Annotated in this window: 19 protein-coding genes; 8 read left to right on the forward strand and 11 right to left on the reverse strand. The window is 64.1% G+C overall.

Going from position 1 to position 19112, the window contains the following annotated elements:
- The first annotated feature begins 5 nt into the window (after positions 1 to 5).
- On the forward strand, positions 6 to 2720 hold the full coding sequence (locus ILT42_RS21395) for a bifunctional acetate--CoA ligase family protein/GNAT family N-acetyltransferase (protein ID WP_204218036.1): 2715 nt from the start codon (positions 6 to 8) through the stop codon (positions 2718 to 2720).
- A gap of 117 nt (positions 2721 to 2837) precedes the next feature.
- On the opposite strand, the gene bfr is transcribed toward ILT42_RS21395, so the two are convergent.
- The 10 genes from bfr to ILT42_RS21445 all read right to left on the reverse strand — a co-directional run bounded on the left by bfr (position 2838) and on the right by ILT42_RS21445 (position 10689).
- Positions 2838 to 3326: a bacterioferritin gene (bfr, locus tag ILT42_RS21400; protein ID WP_204218037.1), complete on the reverse strand. Its 489-nt coding sequence runs from the start codon at positions 3324 to 3326 to the stop codon at positions 2838 to 2840.
- 147 nt (positions 3327 to 3473) lie between these two features.
- Positions 3474 to 3749 carry a (2Fe-2S)-binding protein gene (locus ILT42_RS21405; RefSeq protein WP_204218038.1) on the reverse strand — a complete coding sequence of 92 codons (276 nt, stop codon included), beginning with the start codon at positions 3747 to 3749 and terminating at the stop codon, positions 3474 to 3476.
- 118 nt (positions 3750 to 3867) lie between these two features.
- The gene (locus ILT42_RS21410) at positions 3868 to 4434 is read right to left on the reverse strand and encodes a putative glycolipid-binding domain-containing protein (protein ID WP_204218039.1); all 567 of its coding nucleotides are present in this window, start codon (positions 4432 to 4434) and stop codon (positions 3868 to 3870) included.
- A gap of 61 nt (positions 4435 to 4495) precedes the next feature.
- The gene (locus tag ILT42_RS21415) at positions 4496 to 5167 is read right to left on the reverse strand and encodes a LutC/YkgG family protein (RefSeq protein WP_204218040.1); all 672 of its coding nucleotides are present in this window, start codon (positions 5165 to 5167) and stop codon (positions 4496 to 4498) included.
- On the reverse strand, positions 5164 to 6597 hold the full coding sequence (locus tag ILT42_RS21420; RefSeq protein WP_204218041.1) for a LutB/LldF family L-lactate oxidation iron-sulfur protein: 1434 nt from the start codon (positions 6595 to 6597) through the stop codon (positions 5164 to 5166). The genes ILT42_RS21415 and ILT42_RS21420 overlap by 4 nt, the downstream gene beginning before the upstream one ends.
- Positions 6594 to 7385: a (Fe-S)-binding protein gene (locus tag ILT42_RS21425; protein WP_204218042.1), complete on the reverse strand. Its 792-nt coding sequence runs from the start codon at positions 7383 to 7385 to the stop codon at positions 6594 to 6596. Before ILT42_RS21425 ends, ILT42_RS21420 begins: the two co-directional genes overlap by 4 nt.
- Positions 7386 to 7504: 119 nt before the next feature.
- On the reverse strand, positions 7505 to 8050 hold the full coding sequence (locus tag ILT42_RS21430; protein ID WP_204218043.1) for a calcium-binding protein: 546 nt from the start codon (positions 8048 to 8050) through the stop codon (positions 7505 to 7507).
- Between the two features lie 176 nt (positions 8051 to 8226).
- Positions 8227 to 8997, reverse strand: a complete 771-nt coding sequence (locus tag ILT42_RS21435; RefSeq protein ID WP_204218044.1) for a calcium-binding protein — start codon at positions 8995 to 8997, stop codon at positions 8227 to 8229.
- A 258-nt stretch (positions 8998 to 9255) separates the two neighbouring features.
- Entirely contained in the window at positions 9256 to 10059 is an 804-nt protein-coding gene (locus ILT42_RS21440; RefSeq protein WP_204218045.1) for a calcium-binding protein, read from the reverse strand.
- A gap of 243 nt (positions 10060 to 10302) precedes the next feature.
- Positions 10303 to 10689 (reverse strand): c-type cytochrome, encoded by a 387-nt coding sequence (locus ILT42_RS21445; protein ID WP_204218046.1) that lies wholly within the window; start codon positions 10687 to 10689, stop codon positions 10303 to 10305.
- 185 nt (positions 10690 to 10874) lie between these two features.
- On the opposite strand from ILT42_RS21445, the gene ILT42_RS21450 reads away from it, so the two are divergent.
- The 7 genes from ILT42_RS21450 to ILT42_RS21480 all read left to right on the forward strand — a co-directional run bounded on the left by ILT42_RS21450 (position 10875) and on the right by ILT42_RS21480 (position 18653).
- On the forward strand, positions 10875 to 12308 hold the full coding sequence (locus ILT42_RS21450) for an FAD-linked oxidase C-terminal domain-containing protein (RefSeq protein ID WP_204218047.1): 1434 nt from the start codon (positions 10875 to 10877) through the stop codon (positions 12306 to 12308).
- Positions 12305 to 13486, forward strand: coding sequence for an FAD-binding protein (locus ILT42_RS21455; protein WP_204218048.1), 1182 nt, complete (start codon positions 12305 to 12307; stop codon positions 13484 to 13486). The genes ILT42_RS21450 and ILT42_RS21455 overlap by 4 nt, the downstream gene beginning before the upstream one ends.
- Positions 13487 to 14101, forward strand: coding sequence for a DUF2585 family protein (locus tag ILT42_RS21460; protein ID WP_204218049.1), 615 nt, complete (start codon positions 13487 to 13489; stop codon positions 14099 to 14101). It begins immediately after the preceding gene.
- A 9-nt stretch (positions 14102 to 14110) separates the two neighbouring features.
- Positions 14111 to 15466 (forward strand): glycolate oxidase subunit GlcF, encoded by a 1356-nt coding sequence (glcF, locus tag ILT42_RS21465; RefSeq protein ID WP_204218050.1) that lies wholly within the window; start codon positions 14111 to 14113, stop codon positions 15464 to 15466.
- A 159-nt stretch (positions 15467 to 15625) separates the two neighbouring features.
- Positions 15626 to 17077, forward strand: coding sequence for a hypothetical protein (locus ILT42_RS21470; RefSeq protein WP_204218051.1), 1452 nt, complete (start codon positions 15626 to 15628; stop codon positions 17075 to 17077).
- 80 nt (positions 17078 to 17157) lie between these two features.
- Entirely contained in the window at positions 17158 to 17844 is a 687-nt protein-coding gene (locus ILT42_RS21475) for a hypothetical protein (protein ID WP_204218052.1), read from the forward strand.
- Positions 17845 to 17915: 71 nt separating this feature from the next.
- Positions 17916 to 18653, forward strand: a complete 738-nt coding sequence (locus ILT42_RS21480; protein WP_204218053.1) for a DUF2076 domain-containing protein — start codon at positions 17916 to 17918, stop codon at positions 18651 to 18653.
- A gap of 48 nt (positions 18654 to 18701) precedes the next feature.
- On the opposite strand, the gene ILT42_RS21485 is transcribed toward ILT42_RS21480, so the two are convergent.
- Positions 18702 to 19034 carry a DMT family transporter gene (locus ILT42_RS21485; RefSeq protein WP_204218054.1) on the reverse strand — a complete coding sequence of 111 codons (333 nt, stop codon included), beginning with the start codon at positions 19032 to 19034 and terminating at the stop codon, positions 18702 to 18704.
- Positions 19035 to 19112: the final 78 nt, after the last annotated feature.

A 19112-nucleotide genomic window follows, 5' to 3' on the forward strand; every position in this document is an offset into this window, starting at 1 on the left:
TCGACATGTCCACCTACCGCCTCGACAGGCTTCTCGCGCCCAGATCCATCGCCGTCATCGGCGCAAGTCCGCGCGAAGGCTCGCTCGGACTGACCTTTCTGCGCAACCTGGCGGAAGGCGGTTTTCCGGGAGCCGTTTACCCCGTCAACCCACGCCACACGGAGATTGACGGGAAGGCGTGCTTCCCATCGGTCGAGGCGCTGCCCGAAGTGCCCGATCTCATGATCGTGGCAATCCCGCCTTCGGCCGTTCCGGACGTGATCGAGGACGCGGGCCGGAGGGGCGTGGCGGCCGCCATCGTCGTGACGGCGGGCCTCGGCCACGGAGACGGATCCCTCGCCGAGGAAGCGCGGCTGGCCGCCCGCCGGCATGGCGTGCGCCTTCTGGGGCCCAACTGCATCGGCGTGATCGCCCCGAGGGCCAAGCTCAACGCGAGCTTCGCGGCCCGAAACGCCCGGGTCGGCGATCTCGCGCTCGTCTCCCAGTCCGGCACGGTGGCGGGAGCCATCGTGGAATGGGCGGCCCATCGGCAGATCGGGTTCTCGGCGGTCGTCTCCCTGGGCGACAAGGTCGACGTGGATTTCAGCGACTGCCTCGACTACTTTGCGGCCGATCCCCATACGCGCGCGATCCTGCTGTACATCGAGAGCATCAGCGACGCGCGCAAGTTCATGTCCGCGGCCCGGGCGGCGTCCCGCACGAAACCTGTCGTGGTCATCAAGTCGGGGCGTCACGCGCCCGGCGCCCGGGCCGCCGCGACCCATACGGGCGCGCTCGCCGGCGAGGACGCGGTGTACGACGCGGCGCTGAGGCGAGCCGGTCTGCTGCGGGTGCTCGACCTCGACCAGCTCTTCGCCGCCGCCGAGACCCTGGGACGCCAGAAGCCGTTTCCCGGGAAACGGCTTGCGATCCTCACCAATGGCGGGGGCATCGGGGTCCTGGCCGTCGACCGCCTGATCGATCTCGGCGGACAGCTCTCCGAGCTCTCCGACAGCACCCGGGCGCGGCTCGATGCCGTGCTGCCGCCCGCCTGGTCGCGGTCCAATCCGGTGGATATCCTGGGTGACGCGAATGCGGATCGGTTCGCCGCGTCGCTGGAGATTCTGCTGGACGACCGCGACAACGACGCGGTGCTCGTTCTCAACGTGCCCATGGCGCTGGGAGGCGCATCTCATTCGGCCGAAGCGATCGCGAACGCCGTCAAGAAGGATCGCGCTGCCGGCTTCGCCAAGAAACCGGTTTTCGCGGTCTGGCTCGGCGAGGACGCAGCGTCGGCTCGCGCTTTCGAGGAGGCTCGCATCCCGCGCTATGCGACCGAGGCGGAGGCCGTGCGCGGCTTCCTGCAACTCGTGCGCTACCGCGAAGCCCAGAACGAGCTGATGGAAACCCCTGGCAGCCTGCCGCAGGACTTCGTCCCGGATGCTGCCGGAGCGCGCCGCATCGTGGATGCGGCGATCGGGCAGGGGAGAGTCTGGCTCGACCCCCTGGAAGTGAACGCTCTGCTGCGAGCCTATGCGATTCCGGTTGCGCCGATAATCCTCGCCACGACGCCGGACGAGGCGGTGGCGGCTGCAAGACCGGTTCTGGCCGAAGGCGGCCGCGTGGCGGTCAAGATCGTGTCGCCCGACATCGTCCATAAGTCGGATATCGGCGGTGTCAGGCTCGATCTCTCGAGTGAGAGCGAGGTGGCGGCTGCCGCCGCCGATATCCTGGGCCGCGCCGAACGCCTGAAGCCCGGCGCGACCGTCACCGGCGTGCTGGTGCAGCCCATGGTGCGACGGCCCCGCGCCCGTGAGCTGATCGCCGGGCTCGCGGACGATCCCGTCTTCGGTCCTGTCGTGGTGTTCGGGCGCGGCGGCACGGCCGTCGAGGTGATCAACGACAAGGCTCTGGCACTGCCACCCCTCGACTTGAAGCTTGCTCGCGATCAGATGGCCCGCACGCGGGTTTCACGCATTCTCAAGGCCTACCGTGACGTTCCGGCGGCGGACGAGCATGCAGTCTCGCTCGTGCTCGTGAAGCTGTCTCAATTGGCCGCCGACCTTCCCGAGGTCCGTGCCTTCGACATCAATCCGCTTCTGGCCGACCACGACGGCGTGATCGCGGTGGATGCCCGTGTGGCGATCGCGCCTCTCGGCCCCGACGAACGCAAAGGGCATCCCCGTTTCGCGGTTCGCCCCTATCCCAAGGAGTGGGAGCGCACCTTCGACCTGCGCGATGGTCGGAAGGCCTTCGTGCGGCCGGTCAGGCCCGAGGATGAGGAGGCCTTCCTGCGCTTTTTCCAGCAGATCACCCACGAAGACCTGCGGCTCCGTTTCTTTGCCCCGGTGCGGGACTTCAACCACGCCTTCCTGGCTCGGCTGACGCAGCTCGACTACAGCCGCGCCATCGCCTTCGTGGCCTTCGACCGCGCAAGCGGCGACATGATGGGAGCCGTGCGCCTGCATGCGGATGCCAACCACGAGGCCGGCGAATATGCGATCCTGCTCCGCTCCGACCTCAAGGGTCTCGGCCTCGGCTGGGCCCTCATGCGCCTGATGATCGAGTGGGCGAAGGCGGAGGGCATCCGATCCGTCGAAGGGCAGGTCCTGCGCGAAAACACTACGATGCTGGCCATGTGCCGAAGCCTTGGCTTCTCCGTGAAGAACGATCCCGAAGACCCGGAGCTGAAGGTGGTGACGCTGCCAATCGAGCAGATCGACGGAGGCGCGCTCCCCTGACGCACCATCGGATCGGTGACGCCGCATGGTCGAAATGCGTGACGGTCGGTTTCACGCAAAAGAAAAGCCCCGGATCGTCCCGGGGCTTGGGGTTGAAATTCTGAAAGTGGCGGGCGCTTAATGCCCCTCGCTCTTCACGTCACCAACATGCTTCTGCGCATAGAGCTGCAGGCCGAGCTGGTCGACGAGGTTGAGCTGGGTCTCGAGGAAGTCGATGTGGCCTTCCTCATCCTTCATCAGATCCTCGAACAGGTTCTTGGAGACCCGGTCGCCGACGCTCTCGGCGTACTTGGCGGCCTCGCCGTAGAGGTTCCGGGCCTCGTGCTCGGCCGCCAGATCGCATTCCAGAATTTCCTTGACGGTCTGGCCGATGCGCAGGGGATCGAGCACTTGGAGGTTCGGGAAACCGTCCAGGAAAATGATGCGCTCGATGAAGCGGTCGGCGTGGTGCATTTCCTCGATGGATTCCTCGCGCCAAGCCTTTGCGAGCTCCTTGTAGCCCCAGTCGTCCAGGATGCGGTAATGCAGCCAGTACTGGTTGACGGCCGTCAGCTCGCTGCGGAGGCCCCGATTCAAGTACTCGATGACCTTTGCGTCGCCCTTCATACTACCCTCTCGTCAGAAACCGGCGCCGTCGCGCTCCGCGCTCTTTATCTAGAGTCGCTATAAACTGCGCAAGCGAAATCATCCTGGCGAAGGGCGAGTCTCAGGGGCGCCGAGACCGGACGGGAGAGGCCGTCTCCGTTCGCGCACTCAGAGCGAGGGTTCGGCGGCGATCGCCGCGCCGACGGAACTGGCGGCGCCGTTCGCGGCGCTCAGCGAGCAGCAACCCCGCTGGCAGGTGGCCTCCGCGGCCTCCGAGAGCGCCTTGTCCATGATCGAGCGGATCGTGCGCGCGCAACGCCCGCAATTGGGGCTGCAGCCAAGACAGGTGTAGACTTGGGCGGGCGTGCGGGGGCAGCCGGGGCCAGGCTTCAGACAGGCCTTCACATCTCCGTCCGACAGGAGATTGCAGGAGCATACGATCATCGGGGTTTCTAGTTTAGAACTGTTTAAAACTGTAGATCTATCAGAGACTTAACCGATTTGTCCGCTGGTTGCAAAGGGCCTTCCGCTGCGCCCGGTTGTCACGCTGCGCTGCCCTGCTTCAGTCCAACCGGCGAAACAGCCCCGGATAATCCAGAACGAAGCCGTCCCGGTCCACGGGCAGGTCCGCCGTGAAGCCGCTGTCCAGGCTTTCGAACCGGTAGTCGAGCCCGGACTCCAGGGCAGTGTAGCGCTGCGACCGGGGCGACACCGTCAGATTGGGTACGCCGACATAGCAGAGGCGGACCTCAACCGCGTCGCCGGGCTTCATGTCGAGCCGTCGGATCGGCAGGGTGTTCGTCAGGGGCGTGGCCTGGATGTCGATGTCGATGCAGCCCTGCAGGCCCGGCTCTTCCCGGCCGTCGACCTGCCAGGATCCACGTCCATTGCTGAGGAGGCGCAGGGCCTTCCCGGACGTGGTCCACAGGGTCGCCTCGCGTACATGCCACAGTGCGTCGAGCCGCAGGCGGTAGGACAGGCCGAACCTCGTCCCATCCTCCGTCCCGATGACCACGCCGGCCACGTCGAGGCCGCCCTCTGCCGGGCTGACGTCAGCCTGCTCCATTCCGGCCTCGCAGCCCTCCCAGGCCGACCAGCGGATGGAGCGGAAGATGAGCGTGGACGTCATGCGGGTCTCCCGGTCGAACGGGAGGATTATGGTGGCGCTCGCTAGGCTGTCGAGTCGGAACCTAGTCGCCCACCAGCACGATGTGCAGCCGCCGTGGGCCATGGGCGCCCAGCAGCAATGTCTGCTCGATATCGCCGGAGCGCGAGGGGCCGGTGAGCCAGTTGACCGTGCGAGGCATTGTCCCCTTGCCCTGGGCGAAGCGGATCTTTGACCAGACGGACTCGTAATCCGTGGCCAAGTCCTTGGCGGCCACGACGACGATATGGTTGTCGGGCAGGAAGTTCAGGGTCGACGGGTTTTCGTGACCCGAGACCATCACGACGGTGCCGGTCTCGGCGACGCCCGCGAAGGCATGGCTGACGGCGTTGAGGTCCGAGCCTCGGCTCGGGCCCTGGGACATATCGAGCGCCGTCTCCGACCAGGGCATGGCCTCGAGGCGCGGATCGTCCCCCATGCGCAGCGTCGCGGGCAGGTTGTGGTCGCGCAGGTAGGCCGCGATGCTCTGGGGCACCTCGGCTGGCGTCGCGACTTCCGTCACAGTCGCCAGGGCGGCCTCCGCCTGCAGCTTGAACAGGTCGACCCTCTCTCGCCCCTGGACCTGACCGCGCGCCGGGATCAGGCCCCTCGGGGCTCGGTCGAGCCTGTCCGCCACCATCTGGCGGCGGATCGTTTCCTTGCCCGTGACGCCCAGCGAGCGGCGGATATTGCCGAGGATGTCATCCCGGGCACTCATCGGCTCAGTCCTCCCCGTTCACGGGCCCAACGGGCTTGGAATGTTTCGCCCTGAGGCGCGGGAAAATCCCGGTTCTTGGTCCAGCCGCGCGCCAGCGGCAGCCACTTGAACCGTCCCCTGGTGCGTCCCGCAAGGCCCAGCGCCCCCATGCCGAGGCGGGTAGCGAGGCGGTACAGCGCCGGGCGCCGGGCGAAAAACCCCCAGACTGCCAGGCCCGAGCGAACCGTCGCCGGGGTCAGGTGCCGTTCGAACTCCCGTTCGCGCCAATGGCGCATGAGCTTGGGGAGGGGAATGCGCACGGGGCAGACGCTTTCGCAGCGTCCGCAGAAGGTTGAGGCATTGGGGAGATGCCCGGCCTTGTCGACGCCGATGAGGCTTGGCGTCAGGACCGCGCCCATCGGACCAGGATAGACCCAGCCGTAAGCATGGCCCCCCACCGCGTGGTAGACCGGGCAATGGTTCATGCAGGCCCCGCAGCGGATACAGCGCAGCATCTCCTGGAAACTCGTGCCCAGCATGGAGGAGCGCCCGTTGTCCAGGATGACCACATGGTAGTTGTCCGGCCCATCCGCATCCGTGGGGCGGCGCGGACCCGTGGAAAAGGTGGTGTAGACCGACATCTCCTGGCCGGTGGCGGAGCGCGCCAGCACCCGCAGGATCTGGCTGGCGTCCTCAAGGGTCGGTACCAGCTTCTCGAGGGAGGCCAGGACGATATGCGTTTTAGGCAGGATCTGGGTGAGGTCGCCGTTGCCCTCGTTGGTGACGATGATCGAGGTCCCGGTCTCGGCCACCAGGAAATTCGCGCCCGTGATGCCCACATCGGCCGCGAGGAACCGCTCCCGCAGCACGGTGCGGGCCTCGGTCAGCAGCTTCACGGGCTCCGAGAGGTCGCGGTCCGCGTCGAGATGGGTGTGAACCCGGCGAAAATCCTCCTCCACCTGCGTGGCGTTCAGGTGAACGGCCGGCGCGATGATGTGGCTCGGCAACTCGCCGCGAAGCTGGATGATGTACTCGCCGAGATCCGTTTCCACCGGCCGGATGCCGTGAGCCTCCAGGTGGTGGTTGATGCCGATCTCCTCAGAGATCATCGACTTGCCCTTGGTGACCGTCTTGGCGTCCACCTCGCGGCAGATGGACAGGATGATGGCGCGGGCTTCCTCGGCGTCGCGGGCGAAATGCACATGGCCCCCGGAAGCCTTCACCTTCTCCTCGTAGGCTTCGAGATACAGGTCAAGGTGCTCGAGGGCGTGGTTCTTGATGTCCCGGGCCGAGTCCCGCAAGGCCTCGAATTCCGGCAGCTTGTCGGCCGTGCGCTGGCGCTTCTCTATGAAGCCCTGCCGCACGTTACCGAGCGCCCGCTGGAGCTGCGCGTCGTTGAGGGCTTCGACGGCGTTTTCCTTGAATCGGGGGGAGGTTGCATGAACGCTCATCGGAGGGCTCCCTGGCCGGCTCGCGGGGTCCCGATGGGCGGCTCATCGGTCATCCCGGCCAGCACCTCGGCCACGTGGCGAACGGCGACAGGCCGTCCGTCGCGGCTGAGCTTGCCGGCCATGTTCAAGAGGCAGCCCAGATCGCCCGCCACGAGGGTCGGGGCGCTGGTCGCGGCCACGTTCTTGGCCTTTTCCTCCACGATGGCGCCGGAGATGTCGCTGTATTTGACCGCGAAGGTGCCTCCGAACCCGCAGCACACGTCGCTGTCGTTCATCTCGACAAGGTTGAGGCCCTCGACGCTGGCGAGCAGGCGCCGGGGCTGGGACTTCACGCCGAGTTCGCGCAGGCCCGAGCAGGAATCATGGTAGGTCACGGCTCCGTCGAAGGCGGCTTCCACCCGGGTGATCCCGAGCACGTCCACGAGAAAGCTCGTCAACTCGTGGGTCCGGGCCGCCAGGTCGTTGGCGCGGGGCAGCCAGTTGGGGTCGTCGTCGAACATCTCCGGGTAATGCTTCCGGATCGTTCCGGCGCAGGAGCCCGAAGGCGCGACCACGTAATCGTAACCCCGGAAGGACTCGATCATTCGCTCGGCGAGGGCGCGGGCGGTGGCCCGGTCGCCGGAATTGAATGCCGGTTGGCCGCAGCAGGTCTGGACTGGAACCTCGACGGAACATCCAGCCTCCTCCAGCAACTTCACGGCTGCGAAACCGACGCTGGGCCGCATGAGGTCGACGAGGCAGGTCACGAAGAGGGCGACGCGGGTGTTCCCGCTCTTGCTGTGCGTCACGAAGTGTGTGCTCCCGGTTGGAAGTACACCAGCATCGTTCCCTGGAATTGGTCAAGGGTGTTCCCGGACGCAGAGGAGCCGCGCCTATGGCGCAGCCCCTCGCTCGCCCGCTCAAGGCCTTACATCACGAAGAAGTCGGAGGCCTTCAGATGTGTGCCGGCCTTGATCTGGGCGAACTGGATCGCCGCGCCGGACCCGTTCCCGTCGGCGTCGTAGGAAATGGCGCCGGTCTGCTTGTTGTAGATGATGCGGTCGTCCGCATCGTGAGCCGCCGCGCCAACATAAAACGAGGCTTTCTTGACGACGCCCCTGTTCGTGTAGTCGCCCTCGACCTCGCTGTTGCGCATGGTCTTGATGCCCTGGAAGATGGACTGCTCCAGGAAGATCTTTTCGCCGATCTTCGTGTCGAGATCGACGATTGTGTCGATGTTGTTGCCTCCGAGAGCCGTATCGAAGATGAAGCTGTCGTAGCCGGCCCCGCCTTTCAGCCTATCCTGGCCGAGGCCGCCGCTGAGATTATCGTCACCGCCGCGGCCGACGAGCATGTCGTTTCCGCTGCCGGCCCAAATCGCATTTCCCTTCGCGTCGCCTCTGAAACTGTAGCTTTCTATCGAGAAACCGCTCGGATGAACCTCGGACGGAATGGCTGACTTCTTGACGGACATGTTGGCTCCACACATTAGGGATGAATTCACTTCACGAGAAAGTGCCGAACATCACATAATATATCGTAACAATATTTCCGCTGCGTCACAACTGCGCACCTGCCGCAAGGTTGACCAAACTGGTGGGAAGTTCTTCCGATTGCGGAAGGGGCGGGATGCCGCCCGCCCCCTGCGCTTCAGATCAAATGGAAATCCGAGCTCTTGAGGTTGAGCACCTTGCTGAAGCGCACGAACATGATGGCCGCTCCGGGCCCTGATCCATCCGCATCGTAAGACAGGCTTCTGCTGGTGGGATCCCAGATGAGGTAGTCGTTGGCGTCCAAGGCCTGGGGTCCCACGACGAATTCATCGGGTTGGATGGCACCGTCGCGGGCGACGGACTCGAACAGTGCGCCGCTGAGCCATATCGAGTCACGGCCTCCGCCGCGGAAATCCTTGATCAGGTCGACATTGTCGGGCCCCAGGGCCGTATCGAAGGCGAAGACATCGGACCCGTCTCCTCCTGTCAGGACATCGTGCCCATGGCCGCCGTTGATGATGTCGTTGCCGGGGCCGCCGTCCAAGACATCGTTGCCGAAGCTGGCTTTCAGATCATCCGCGCCAAAGCTGCCATGGAGAGTGTCGGTGCCGACTCCGCCAAAAATGATGTCTTGATCCTCTCCTCCATAGAGGATGTTGCCGTCCGGGCCACCATACAGAATGTCGTTGCCGGCATTGCCAAACAGGATGTTGAATCCATAGCCGCCGCTCATGATGTCGTGGCCGCCGCCTCCATAAAGTTCGTCGTTGCCGTCGTTGCCATTGATCCGGTCGTCGTTGGGACCTCCAACGAAGTAATCGGCCCCGGACCCACCCTCGTAGTTGTAGGTGGGCAGGTCATAGACGCCTCCGGACTCGAATTCGCGCAACTGGAAGCTCGGTTCGGCAAATAGAGACCTGACTTTCACTATTTATCTCCTGGTTGTGACATCGCTAACTAAACGTAATACCGTTATAAAAGTTCAACTTTTTGACCAGGTCGCAGGATTTCTAACAGTCCGGCAAAAGGCTGATGAGGGTGAAATGGATGAACCTCAAGCTTTCGTGGATGGGTCGACGCAAATGCCGCCCGCGAATGCTTGAGGTTGTCGGCGTCGAGCTCCCGCGACCGTTCCCAGTCGCGACAACTCCAAGCCGGCGGGACGACCTGCGCGTCCTGCGCATCCTCAGATCAGGATGAGATCCGAGTGCTGCAGGATGGTGCCAGCTTTCAGTTGGGCGAACTGCACGGCTGCCTTCCCGCCCGCCCCATCCGCGTCATAGGAGAGAACGCCCGACTTGGCGTCGTAGAGGATATGCGTGGCTGCTGTTTGGGCTGTCGTGCCGGCGAGGAACTCACTGGCCTTCAGGGCATTCCCGGCGCGACCGGACAGAGCCTGAAAGACGTCGGTGTCGAGGGCGATCTTATCGCCTTGTGCGATCACTTGGTTGAAGTCGCCGATGGCGTCGATATTGCCGCCGCCGAGTTCCGTGTCGAACACGAACATGTCCGCGCCGGCACCGCCCGACAGAACATCCATCCCGGCGCCGCCGTGGATGACATCGTTGCCGAAACCACCGTTAATCTTGTCGTTTCCGGCATTCCCATACAGGATGTCATCGCCCCAGCCTCCGTTGATCTTGTCGATGCCTCCGGCGCCAGCCACAATGTCGTCGCCGTTGCCGCCATCGAGCAGATTGCCGTCGGGACCACCATAAATCTCGTCGTTGCCGTCATCGCCGTAGAGCTGATTCATGCCCTGACCACCATCGATGGTGTCGTTGCCGGCGCCTCCGCGCAGCACGTCGTTGCCGGCATTGCCGTTGATTTGTTCCGCTAGTTCCGTGCCGGTGTAGACGTCGTCGGCTCTCGTACCGTTGAAGACTTTTGCCGGCGGCGTCGGCTCCACGGGTTGGATGTCGTAAACGTTGCCCGCCACGAAAGTGCCGAGCTTGGCTTCGAAGAGCTTGTCGAGAAACTTGATAGGCACGATGCAATCCTGTCGTTTTGCTAATCAGGTCACTTAACGTAATATCGTTTAACAGTTGAACAAGACCCTCTCGACGAAGAATTTATTGTCGAGCTTCAAGCTGAGCGGCAAGATCCGTGCACCCCAAAAGATCGGGTGTCCGAAACATCGGCTCTTGTACTCTGGTCTCCTAGACTGGGGTTTGAAGGTTACTCGGGCGTGCCGCCCTGATGCGCTCGAATACCGTGAAGCTCGGCAGGTTTATTAGGGCGCACTTTTCCCGGATGCGTCGAATTGCTTCAAATAGGCTACCAGGTCATCGATGCGCTTTTCGTCCTTGATCCCGGCATAGATCATCTTCGTGCCCGGCACCTTGGCTCTTGGGTTCTGGATATATTCCTTGAAGGTGGCCTCGTCCCAGGTCAGGTGGGAATTCTTGTTCGCGGCGGAATAGCTGTAGCCTTCGACGCTGCCGGCCGGGCGCCCGATCACGCCGTTGAGGACTGGCCCGATGGTGTTCTTGGCGCCTTCACCGATCTGGTGACAGGCTTTGCACTGGGTAAAAACTTTTTCGCCCGCGGCGGCATCCTGCGCCTGCGCTCCGTGGAGCCCGGCTAGGGTTAGCAATGCCGAGAGGACGAGGCGACGCATGGAAAACACTCCTGTGCTGGGCGGACGTTCCCTAGAGATATTCCACTCTGCTCCGAAAACCATCGCATGGCGGCCGACTTTTCCGCCGCTTTTTTGCATGGAACGTTCCCTCCGGTTATGGAAATGCTCTAGAATCGTTCAAAGCCGAACAATGCGGATAAGCCAGGATCCGCCAGGGAGACACGATGGGCATCGCCTTTCCGACGCCGGATGAAGCCGTTCTCGCCCGCCGGACCGAGATCCTCGACGGCCTGTCCCGCCTCGTGGCCCGGGAGGCCCTGATCGTGACCGAAGATGAGAGGCGCGCCTTCGAGACGGACGGGCTGACGGCCTATCGGCAAATGCCCCTTGCCGTGGTCCTGCCCTCCACGACGGCCGAGGTGTCGGCCATCATGCGGTTCTGCCACGAAAACGGCGTGAAGGTCGTCGCCCGGGGCGCCGGTACCTCGCTCGCGGGTGGGGCCATCCCTCAGGCGGACGCGATCGTGCTGGGCGTCGCGAAGATGAACCGGGTCCTCGAGGTGGATTTCGCCAACCGGTATGCCCGTGTCGAGGCCGGGATCACCAATCTGGGCATCAGCCAAGCCGTGGCTCACGAGGGCTTCTTCTACGCGCCCGACCCGTCGAGCCAGCTCGCATGCACCATCGCGGGCAATATCGCCATGAATTCCGGCGGGGCCCATTGCCTGAAATACGGGGTGACCACCAACAACCTGCTCGGCGTCACCCTGGTGATGCTCGACGGGACCGTCGCGTCCATCGGCGGCGATCACCTCGACAGCGCCGGCTACGATCTCCTGGGTCTCGTCACAGGGTCCGAGGGCCAGCTCGGCATCGTCACCGAGGCCACCGTCCGCATTCTGCGCGCCGCCGAGGGCGCGCGTCCGGCCCTGTTCGGTTTCGCCAGGGTCGAGGACGCAGGCGCCTGCACGGCGGCGATCATCGGAGCCGGCATCATCCCGGTTGCGCTCGAGTACATGGACAAGCCCGCGATCCAGATCTGCGAGGCCTTCGCCCATGCGGGCTACCCCCTCGATGTCGAGGCGATGCTGATCGTCGAGGTCGAGGGCTCTGATGCGGAGATCGACGACATGCTCCGGCGCATCGTCGCCATCGCCGAGCCGTTCCATCCCACCACGATCAGAGTGTCGCAGTCGGAAGCCGAGAGCGCTGCCATCTGGAAAGGGCGCAAATCCGCCTTCGGGGCAACGGGCCGCGTCGCCGATTACATCTGCATGGACGGCACGATCCCAACCGGACAATTGCCGCACGTGCTCAAGCGCATCGGCGAAATCGCCTCGTCCTACGGCCTTGGCGTCGCCAACGTGTTCCACGCGGGCGACGGCAACCTCCACCCTCTGGTGATGTTCGACACCAACAAGCCGGGCGAGATGGAGAAGGCGGAAGCCGTGGGAGAGGAGATCCTCAAGCTTTGCGTCGAGGTGGGCGGATGCCTGACTGGCGAGCACGGCGTCGGCATCGAGAAGCGGGACCTGATGACTTATCAGTTCAATGCCGTCGATCTCGCCCAGCAGATGCGGGTGCGCGGCGTGTTCGATCCTCTCTGGCTGCTCAACCCCGCCAAGGTGTTTCCCCTCGACGGGAGGCTCGTGGCGTGATCCACACCCCTCGCGACGAGAATGAGGCCGCGTCCCTGATCGCGGACGCCTTCAACGCCCGAACGAAACTGTCCGTTGCCGGCAGAGGCACAAAGTCATCCGTCGGGCGTCCGGTCGAAGCGTCCTCGGCCGTGTCGGCATCCGAACTGACCGGCGTCACCCTGTACGAACCCTCCGAAATGGTGATCGGCGCCCGCAGCGGCACCCCGCTTTCCGAGGTTGTGCGCATGCTGGCGTCGCGGGGGCAGGAGCTGCCCTTCGAGCCCATGGATTACCGGCCGCTCCTGGGCACCCGTGGCGAGCCCACGATCGGGTCCGTGGCCGCCATGAACATTTCCGGGTCGCGCCGGATCATGGCGGGCGCGGCCCGCGACAGCCTCATCGGCGTGCGCTTCGTCAATGGACGCGGCGAGGCGGTCAAGTCGGGCGGCCGCGTGATGAAGAACGTGACGGGGCTCGATCTCGTGAAACTGATGGCGGGGTCCTGGGGCACGCTAGGCTTCATCACGGAAGTCATCTTCAAGGTGCTACCGAAGCCGGAGCGGGCGGCGACCCTCGTACTGCGGGGCCTCGACGACCGGCGTGCCGTGGAGGCGCTGTCGGCGGCTCTCGGTTCGCCCTTCGACGTGACGGGCGCGGCTCATGTGCCTTCCGCCGACGTGCAGGGATCGCGCACGCTGATCCGCCTCGAAGGCTTCTCGGTCTCCATCGATTACCGCCTCGGCGAGATGCGCCGCCTGCTCAAGCGCTTCGGGACCGGCGACATCATCGAGGGCCGCCCGTCCGAGGGCCTCTGGCAGGCCGTGCGGGACGCGACCTTGCTCCTCGATTACGGAGACCGGGCGATCTGGAGGATCTCGGCCGCGCCGACACGGGGCCCGGAAATCGCGGCTCAGATCGCTCAAAGCCGGGAGGCGCGCTGGTTCTACGATTGGGGCGGGGGCCTGATCTGGCTCGCCACCCCCGTGGACGGCGATGCGGGAGCCTCCGTCATCCGCGCGGCGACGGCGGCCTTCGGCGGCCATGCGACCCTTGTCCGGGCTCCGGATGGGGTGCGGGCCGAGGTGGATGTGTTCGAACCGCCATCCGTTCCGGTCATGACCGTAACCCGCGGCATCAAAGACTCCTTCGATCCGGCCGGGATCCTCAATCCGGGCCGCATGTACGCGAGCCTTTAGATGACCGACGCAGCATTGACCGCGGAGAGCCGACCTGCCTCCTCCCGCATGACGACGGGTTACGCGATCGCGGCTGTTGGCGTGATCGGATTTACGGCCTGCATCCTGCTGGCGATGGGACGGGTCCCGATCTGCACCTGCGGCACGGTCGAGTTCTGGCACGGAACGGTCAACGACTCCGGCAACTCCCAGCATCTCACCGACTGGTACACGTTTTCGCACGTGATCCACGGATTCCTGTTCTACGGGGCGACATGGCTCGTCGGAAGGCTTCGCGGCAAACCCTTGCCGATCGGCTTGGCCCTGCTCCTGGCTCTTGGCCTCGAATGCGCGTGGGAAATCGTCGAGAACACCAACATGACGATCGAGCGCTACCGTGCCACTAACATCGCGCTGAACTATTACGGCGATAGCGTCATCAACTCCGTGTCCGACATCCTTGCCATGGCTCTCGGCTTCTGGCTGGCCCGCGTATGGCCGATCTGGCTCACGGTGACGGCCGCCATCGCCATGGAGGTGGTCGCGGGATACTGGATCCGCGATAACCTCATTCTCAACATCATCATGCTGATCCATCCGATCGAGGCCATCAACCGATGGCAGGGGATGATCTGAGGCGCACCCATGCAAACGAACTTCGCCCCCGATCTGTTGAAGGACCCCACGATGGCGAGTTCGGAGAAAATTCTCCGGACCTGCGTTCATTGCGGCTTCTGCACGGCGACCTGCCCAACCTATCTGCTGCTGGGCGACGAACTCGATTCCCCGCGCGGGAGAATCTATCTCATCAAGGACATGCTGGAGGGCGCCAAGCCAGCCACCCCGGAGGTGGTCAAGCACATCGACCGCTGCCTCTCCTGCCTGTCCTGCATGACGACCTGTCCATCGGGCGTGAACTACATGCATCTCGTGGACCATGCTCGCTCGTATATTGAAGCGACCTACGTGCGGCCCTGGCACGACAGGCTCTTGCGGGGGATGCTCGCTCGCATCCTGCCCTACCCGAACCGCTTCCGAGCCGCGATCCTGCTGGCCGTGCTGGCGAAGCCCTTCAAGGGAGCCATCGGCCTGATCCCGGTCCTGGGTGCGCGCCTCAAGGCCATGGTCGACCTCGCGCCCGCGCGCATTCCGCCCCGCTCGCCCTATGACGCGCCGGGCACCTTCCGGCCCGACGGCGTCCGTCGGGGCCGTGTCGCCATCCTGTCGGGCTGCGCCCAGCCGGTCCTGAAGCCGGGCTTCAACGAAGCGGCCGTGCGCCTGCTCAACCGGCATGGCGTCGAGGTGGTCCAGCCGAAGGGCGAGGTCTGCTGCGGGGCCCTCGTGCACCACATGGGCCGGGACCAGGAGAGCCATACCTTCGCCAAGCGCAACATCGACGCCTGGATCGCCGAGATGGACGGGGAGGGGCTCGACGCGATCGTGATCACCGCATCGGGCTGCGGCACGACGATCAAGGATTATGGCTTCATGTTCCGGGACGATCCGGATTATGCGGAGAAGGCCGCCCGGGTCTCCGCCATCGCCAAGGACGTGACGGAGTACGTGACGAGCCTGAAGCTGATGGAGCCGGTGCGCGAAAGCGATCTGGTGGTGGCTTACCACTCCGCGTGTTCCATGCAGCACGGCCAGCAGATCCGGACGGAGCCCAAGGCGCTCCTGAAGCAGGCGGGCTTTACGGTAAAGGATGTTCCGGAGGGGCATATCTGCTGCGGCTCGGCGGGAACCTACAACATCCTCCAGCCGGAGATCGCCGAGCGGCTGAGGGAGCGCAAGGTCGCCAACATCGAGCGGGTGCAGCCCGACCTGATCGCCACCGGCAACATCGGCTGCATGACCCAGATCGGGCAGGGCACCGCCATTCCGATCGTGCACACCGTCGAATTGCTGGATTGGGCAACCGGAGGCCCCATCCCGTCCGCCCTCGAAAGTGCCGGTCTCGGGCATATGCACCGGGGGCCGTTGAGCATAGCGGCGGAATGAGGCTGCGACACCGTCGCGCTACGAAATTCTGTTTCCTTGCGGGCGAACTCTCGGGTAAGGGTATAGCAAGTATATATCCTTGCGCTCAGAGGGCGACCTATGACCTCCGGTTGGACGTCTTTCAAAAATCGGTTCGGAAAGAGGCCGGAGGACGAAATCGTGCCTTTGCCGACCGTTCAGGCGTCCCAGGCCCAGGATCACGACACTTCCACACCCGTTTCGGCAAAGCCGGAGCCACTTCTTCCGCGCCCGGACGGCGCTCTCGACTCCGTCGGCCAGAAGAATGAGCTGATCCGGGTTCGCTTCGCCAATCTGATCGACCGCCTCGACGAGATTCGCAGCCTCAAGGATGATTTCGCCCTGCTGTCCGAGCCGGTCTACGACCTCATCCGAAGTTACCCCCAACTCCAAGCCCGTCTCATGGAAGCGGAGGCGGTCCTGCGCCAGGAGACGGACACCACCGTGGCCCTGCGCCGCGAGGTTTCCGAACTGACCTCCTCCCAGGCCCGCCTGACCGACGATTTGTCATCGGCTCTCTCCCAGCTGCGCAAAGCCGAGGCGAAGGGACGGGAGCAGGAATCCCTCCTGGAGGACTTGCGCCTCGGCCTGAAAGACAAAGAGGCCGTCATCGGTGACCTCGAAAACCAGCTCGCCATCGAGACCGAGCGCGCCCGCAACATCACCGAAGAGAACCAGGCCCTTCGCCTGGAAGCCCACGAGGCCGACCAGACCGTGGCCCGCGCCGAGCGAGAGCTGATCGAGACCCGTGAGCGCAACGGCCTCATGGACCACGAGGTCAAGCGCCTCCAGAAGATGACCGAGGAACAGAACTACCGTCTCTCCAGCCTTACCAACCGCTACGGCGAGCTTGAGACCCTGCTCGAAGTCTCCCGCCAGCGTGCGTCCAATCTCGAGACCAAGCTCATGGGCGAGCAGGTGACGCGCCAGCGGCTCGAGACCCAGGTGGAAGCGGAGCGTTCGTCCCACAAGACCGACCTGTCCGCCCTCGACATGAAGATCGAGGGCCTGAACTCCCGCCTCTCGGCCACCGACAAGATCCTGGCCCACACCCGGGACCAGCTGCGGGACAAGAACGAGGCCCTGCGCGGGGTCGAGCGCGGCCTCAAGGAAACGACCATCGAGAAGAACACCCTCGACCGCCGCCTCGAAGCCTCCCAGCAGGAGGTCGAGCGCCAGACCTCCCTGGTCAACGAGCTGCAGCGCTCCCGCCTGGAGCTCCAGGAGCGCATCGAAATGCTCAACAAAGCCATGGCGGCCAAGGATTTCCAGATCGAGAGCTCCGACACCAAGGCGTCCAACCTCGCCGAGCGCATGGACCAGTTCGTCAAGCGTTCCGAGCAGGAGCGCAACACCCTGGAGGCGGCCGTCCGACGGCTGACGGAAGAGCTGCAGAACGAGAAGGCCGAACGTTCCCTCATCCAGGGCGCCCTCGAAATCGCCCGCGAGAGCCGGACCAAGATCCAGAAGAAATACGTCTCGCTCCGCAAGAAAACCCGCCTCGACACGCCGGAGGAAGACCCGACCCTGTTCGACGACGAGGAGATCGAGGTGTCCAATGTGCGGGCGATTAAGTCGGCGGACGGGGAGTAACTAAGTAGCGAAAAATGTTGCCTTCGGCATGGCGAACACTGTAGCTCCTGATTGCAGAATTTAATCAGGAGTTGAGTTAAATGGGTCGTGAAAACAGCGCGGATGAGAGAAACTGGCTGTTGGGCTGCTTGGGTGAAGTCGTGGTGGAGCGTATGCTCAGTAGCCTCGGCTTCAAGGTCGTTCCGTATGGCTTGGAATCGACGGCGGGGCTTCTCAAGGAGAACGTCAAACGTGGCGGCCAGCCATCGGAAGCGAAGCTCATTCGGTCTTCGCCGGATTTTCTCGTGACAAGCAAAAGCGGAAAGGTAACGCGTCTTTTGGAAGTAAAAACGACTACAGGCAACAAGTTTTCTTTGAACACATTCCAGCGTAACAGCCTTCAAAACTGGGGCAGTCCTATGGTTGCCGTCGTCGGGTTAGGACCTAAGCACCGTGGTGTCTGGATCATCGATGATGTCGCTGCCGCGCCAGTGGCGGGAAGCAAGCTCATAGAATTCAATTTCCAAAGTCTTGAATGCTGGCGCCCGATCCATAAAGACGAATTTATGGGATGCACCATCTCGAAGATGCATGTCGATAAGTTCATTGATGGTGCGGTCGCCATGGCAGGCGATATCATTGGTATTCGCGCCAAGCCTGCATGCAGCGAGGTCGCCGGTAAGTCGTTGGCCATCGGATCGCTGAAGGAGTCAGGTGCGAACGCCTCTTCCACGGACTCCAGGTCCCCTTCACGCAAGGGTATTCTCAGCCGCCTGTTCGCCTCATGATCCTCTAGCATTCCTCGCGCCCATCCCCATCTCCCAAGCGGCAGCGTCAGACTGCCGTGAGGAGGATGGTCATGGATCAGCAGGAACGGCAGGTCATTTCCGATATTTTCCAGCGGCTTGAGAGTGTCGCGAACCAGCCGCGCGATCCCGAGGCCGAGCGCTTCATTGCCGACAAGGTGCGCCAGCAGCCCTATGCGCCTTACGCGATGGCACAAGCCATTTACGTCCAGGAGCAGGCTCTCGCGAACCTCCAGGCCGAGATGGAGCAGTTGCGAGCGGAGGCCGCGCAGGCGCGCCAGCAGCCTGCGGGCGGCGGTTTCCTGTCGGGCCTCTTCGGCGGCAATGCCCGTCCGGAGCCGTCATACGACAACGCGCCGCGCGGGGCGTCACCCTGGGGACAGGCTCAGGCCCGCAACATGGGGCAGGGCTATGGCGACCCGCGCGGCTTGGCCGGCGGTCCTCAGCAGAGTGCACCTCTGCAAGGTGGACCCATGCAATCTGGTCCTTGGGGCGGGGGTGGCATGATGCAGCCGCGCGGAGGCGGCTTTCTCCAGGGCGCCCTGTCGACCGCAGCGGGCGTGGCCGGCGGTGTCATGATCGCAAACGCGCTTTCCCATGCCTTCGGCGGCGGAGCCCAGGATTCGGCCCAGGGTGCTGCGGAGGGTGTCAACAACCTGACCGATCAGGCCTCGGGAGCAGCCGACTCGGGCAATGCGGGGATTACGGACGCGCTGTACGAGAACGACCAGGGCGGTGAGGATTATACCGATTTCGACAGCGATGGCGGGGATGGCGGCGACTGGACGTAGGCAGCCCGGCGGCCGGACCTCCAGCGGAGCCTGTTCTCCAGGCTGCCGTTAGGAATGTCCGGCCGTGGTGGAAAACAGGTTCACCACCAGCACCCCTGCCAGAATGAGGCCGATGCCGAGGATCGCCGGCCAGTCCAGGGTCTGCTTGTAGAACACCCAGCCGGCGATGGCGATGAGCACGATTCCGATCCCGGACCAGATCGCGTAGGCGATCCCCACCGGGATCGTGCGCAAGGTCAGGGACAAGCAGTAGAAAGCCAGGGCGTACCCGACCACGACCACGACGGACGGCCACAGGCGGGTGAAGCCCTCCGAGGCCTTCAGGGCGCTCGTGGCGATGACCTCGCAGAGGATTGCGGCGAAGAGATAAGCGTAGTTCATGGGCGGGGAAACTTCCTCGTCTGGAAGCCCCTTAGCCCGAAACTCCCGTCGCCGCCACCTCTTCACCCCGGTGGGGAG

This window comes from Microvirga pudoricolor, from assembly GCF_016892705.1.
Classification (GTDB): Bacteria; Pseudomonadota; Alphaproteobacteria; order Rhizobiales; family Beijerinckiaceae; genus Microvirga; species Microvirga pudoricolor.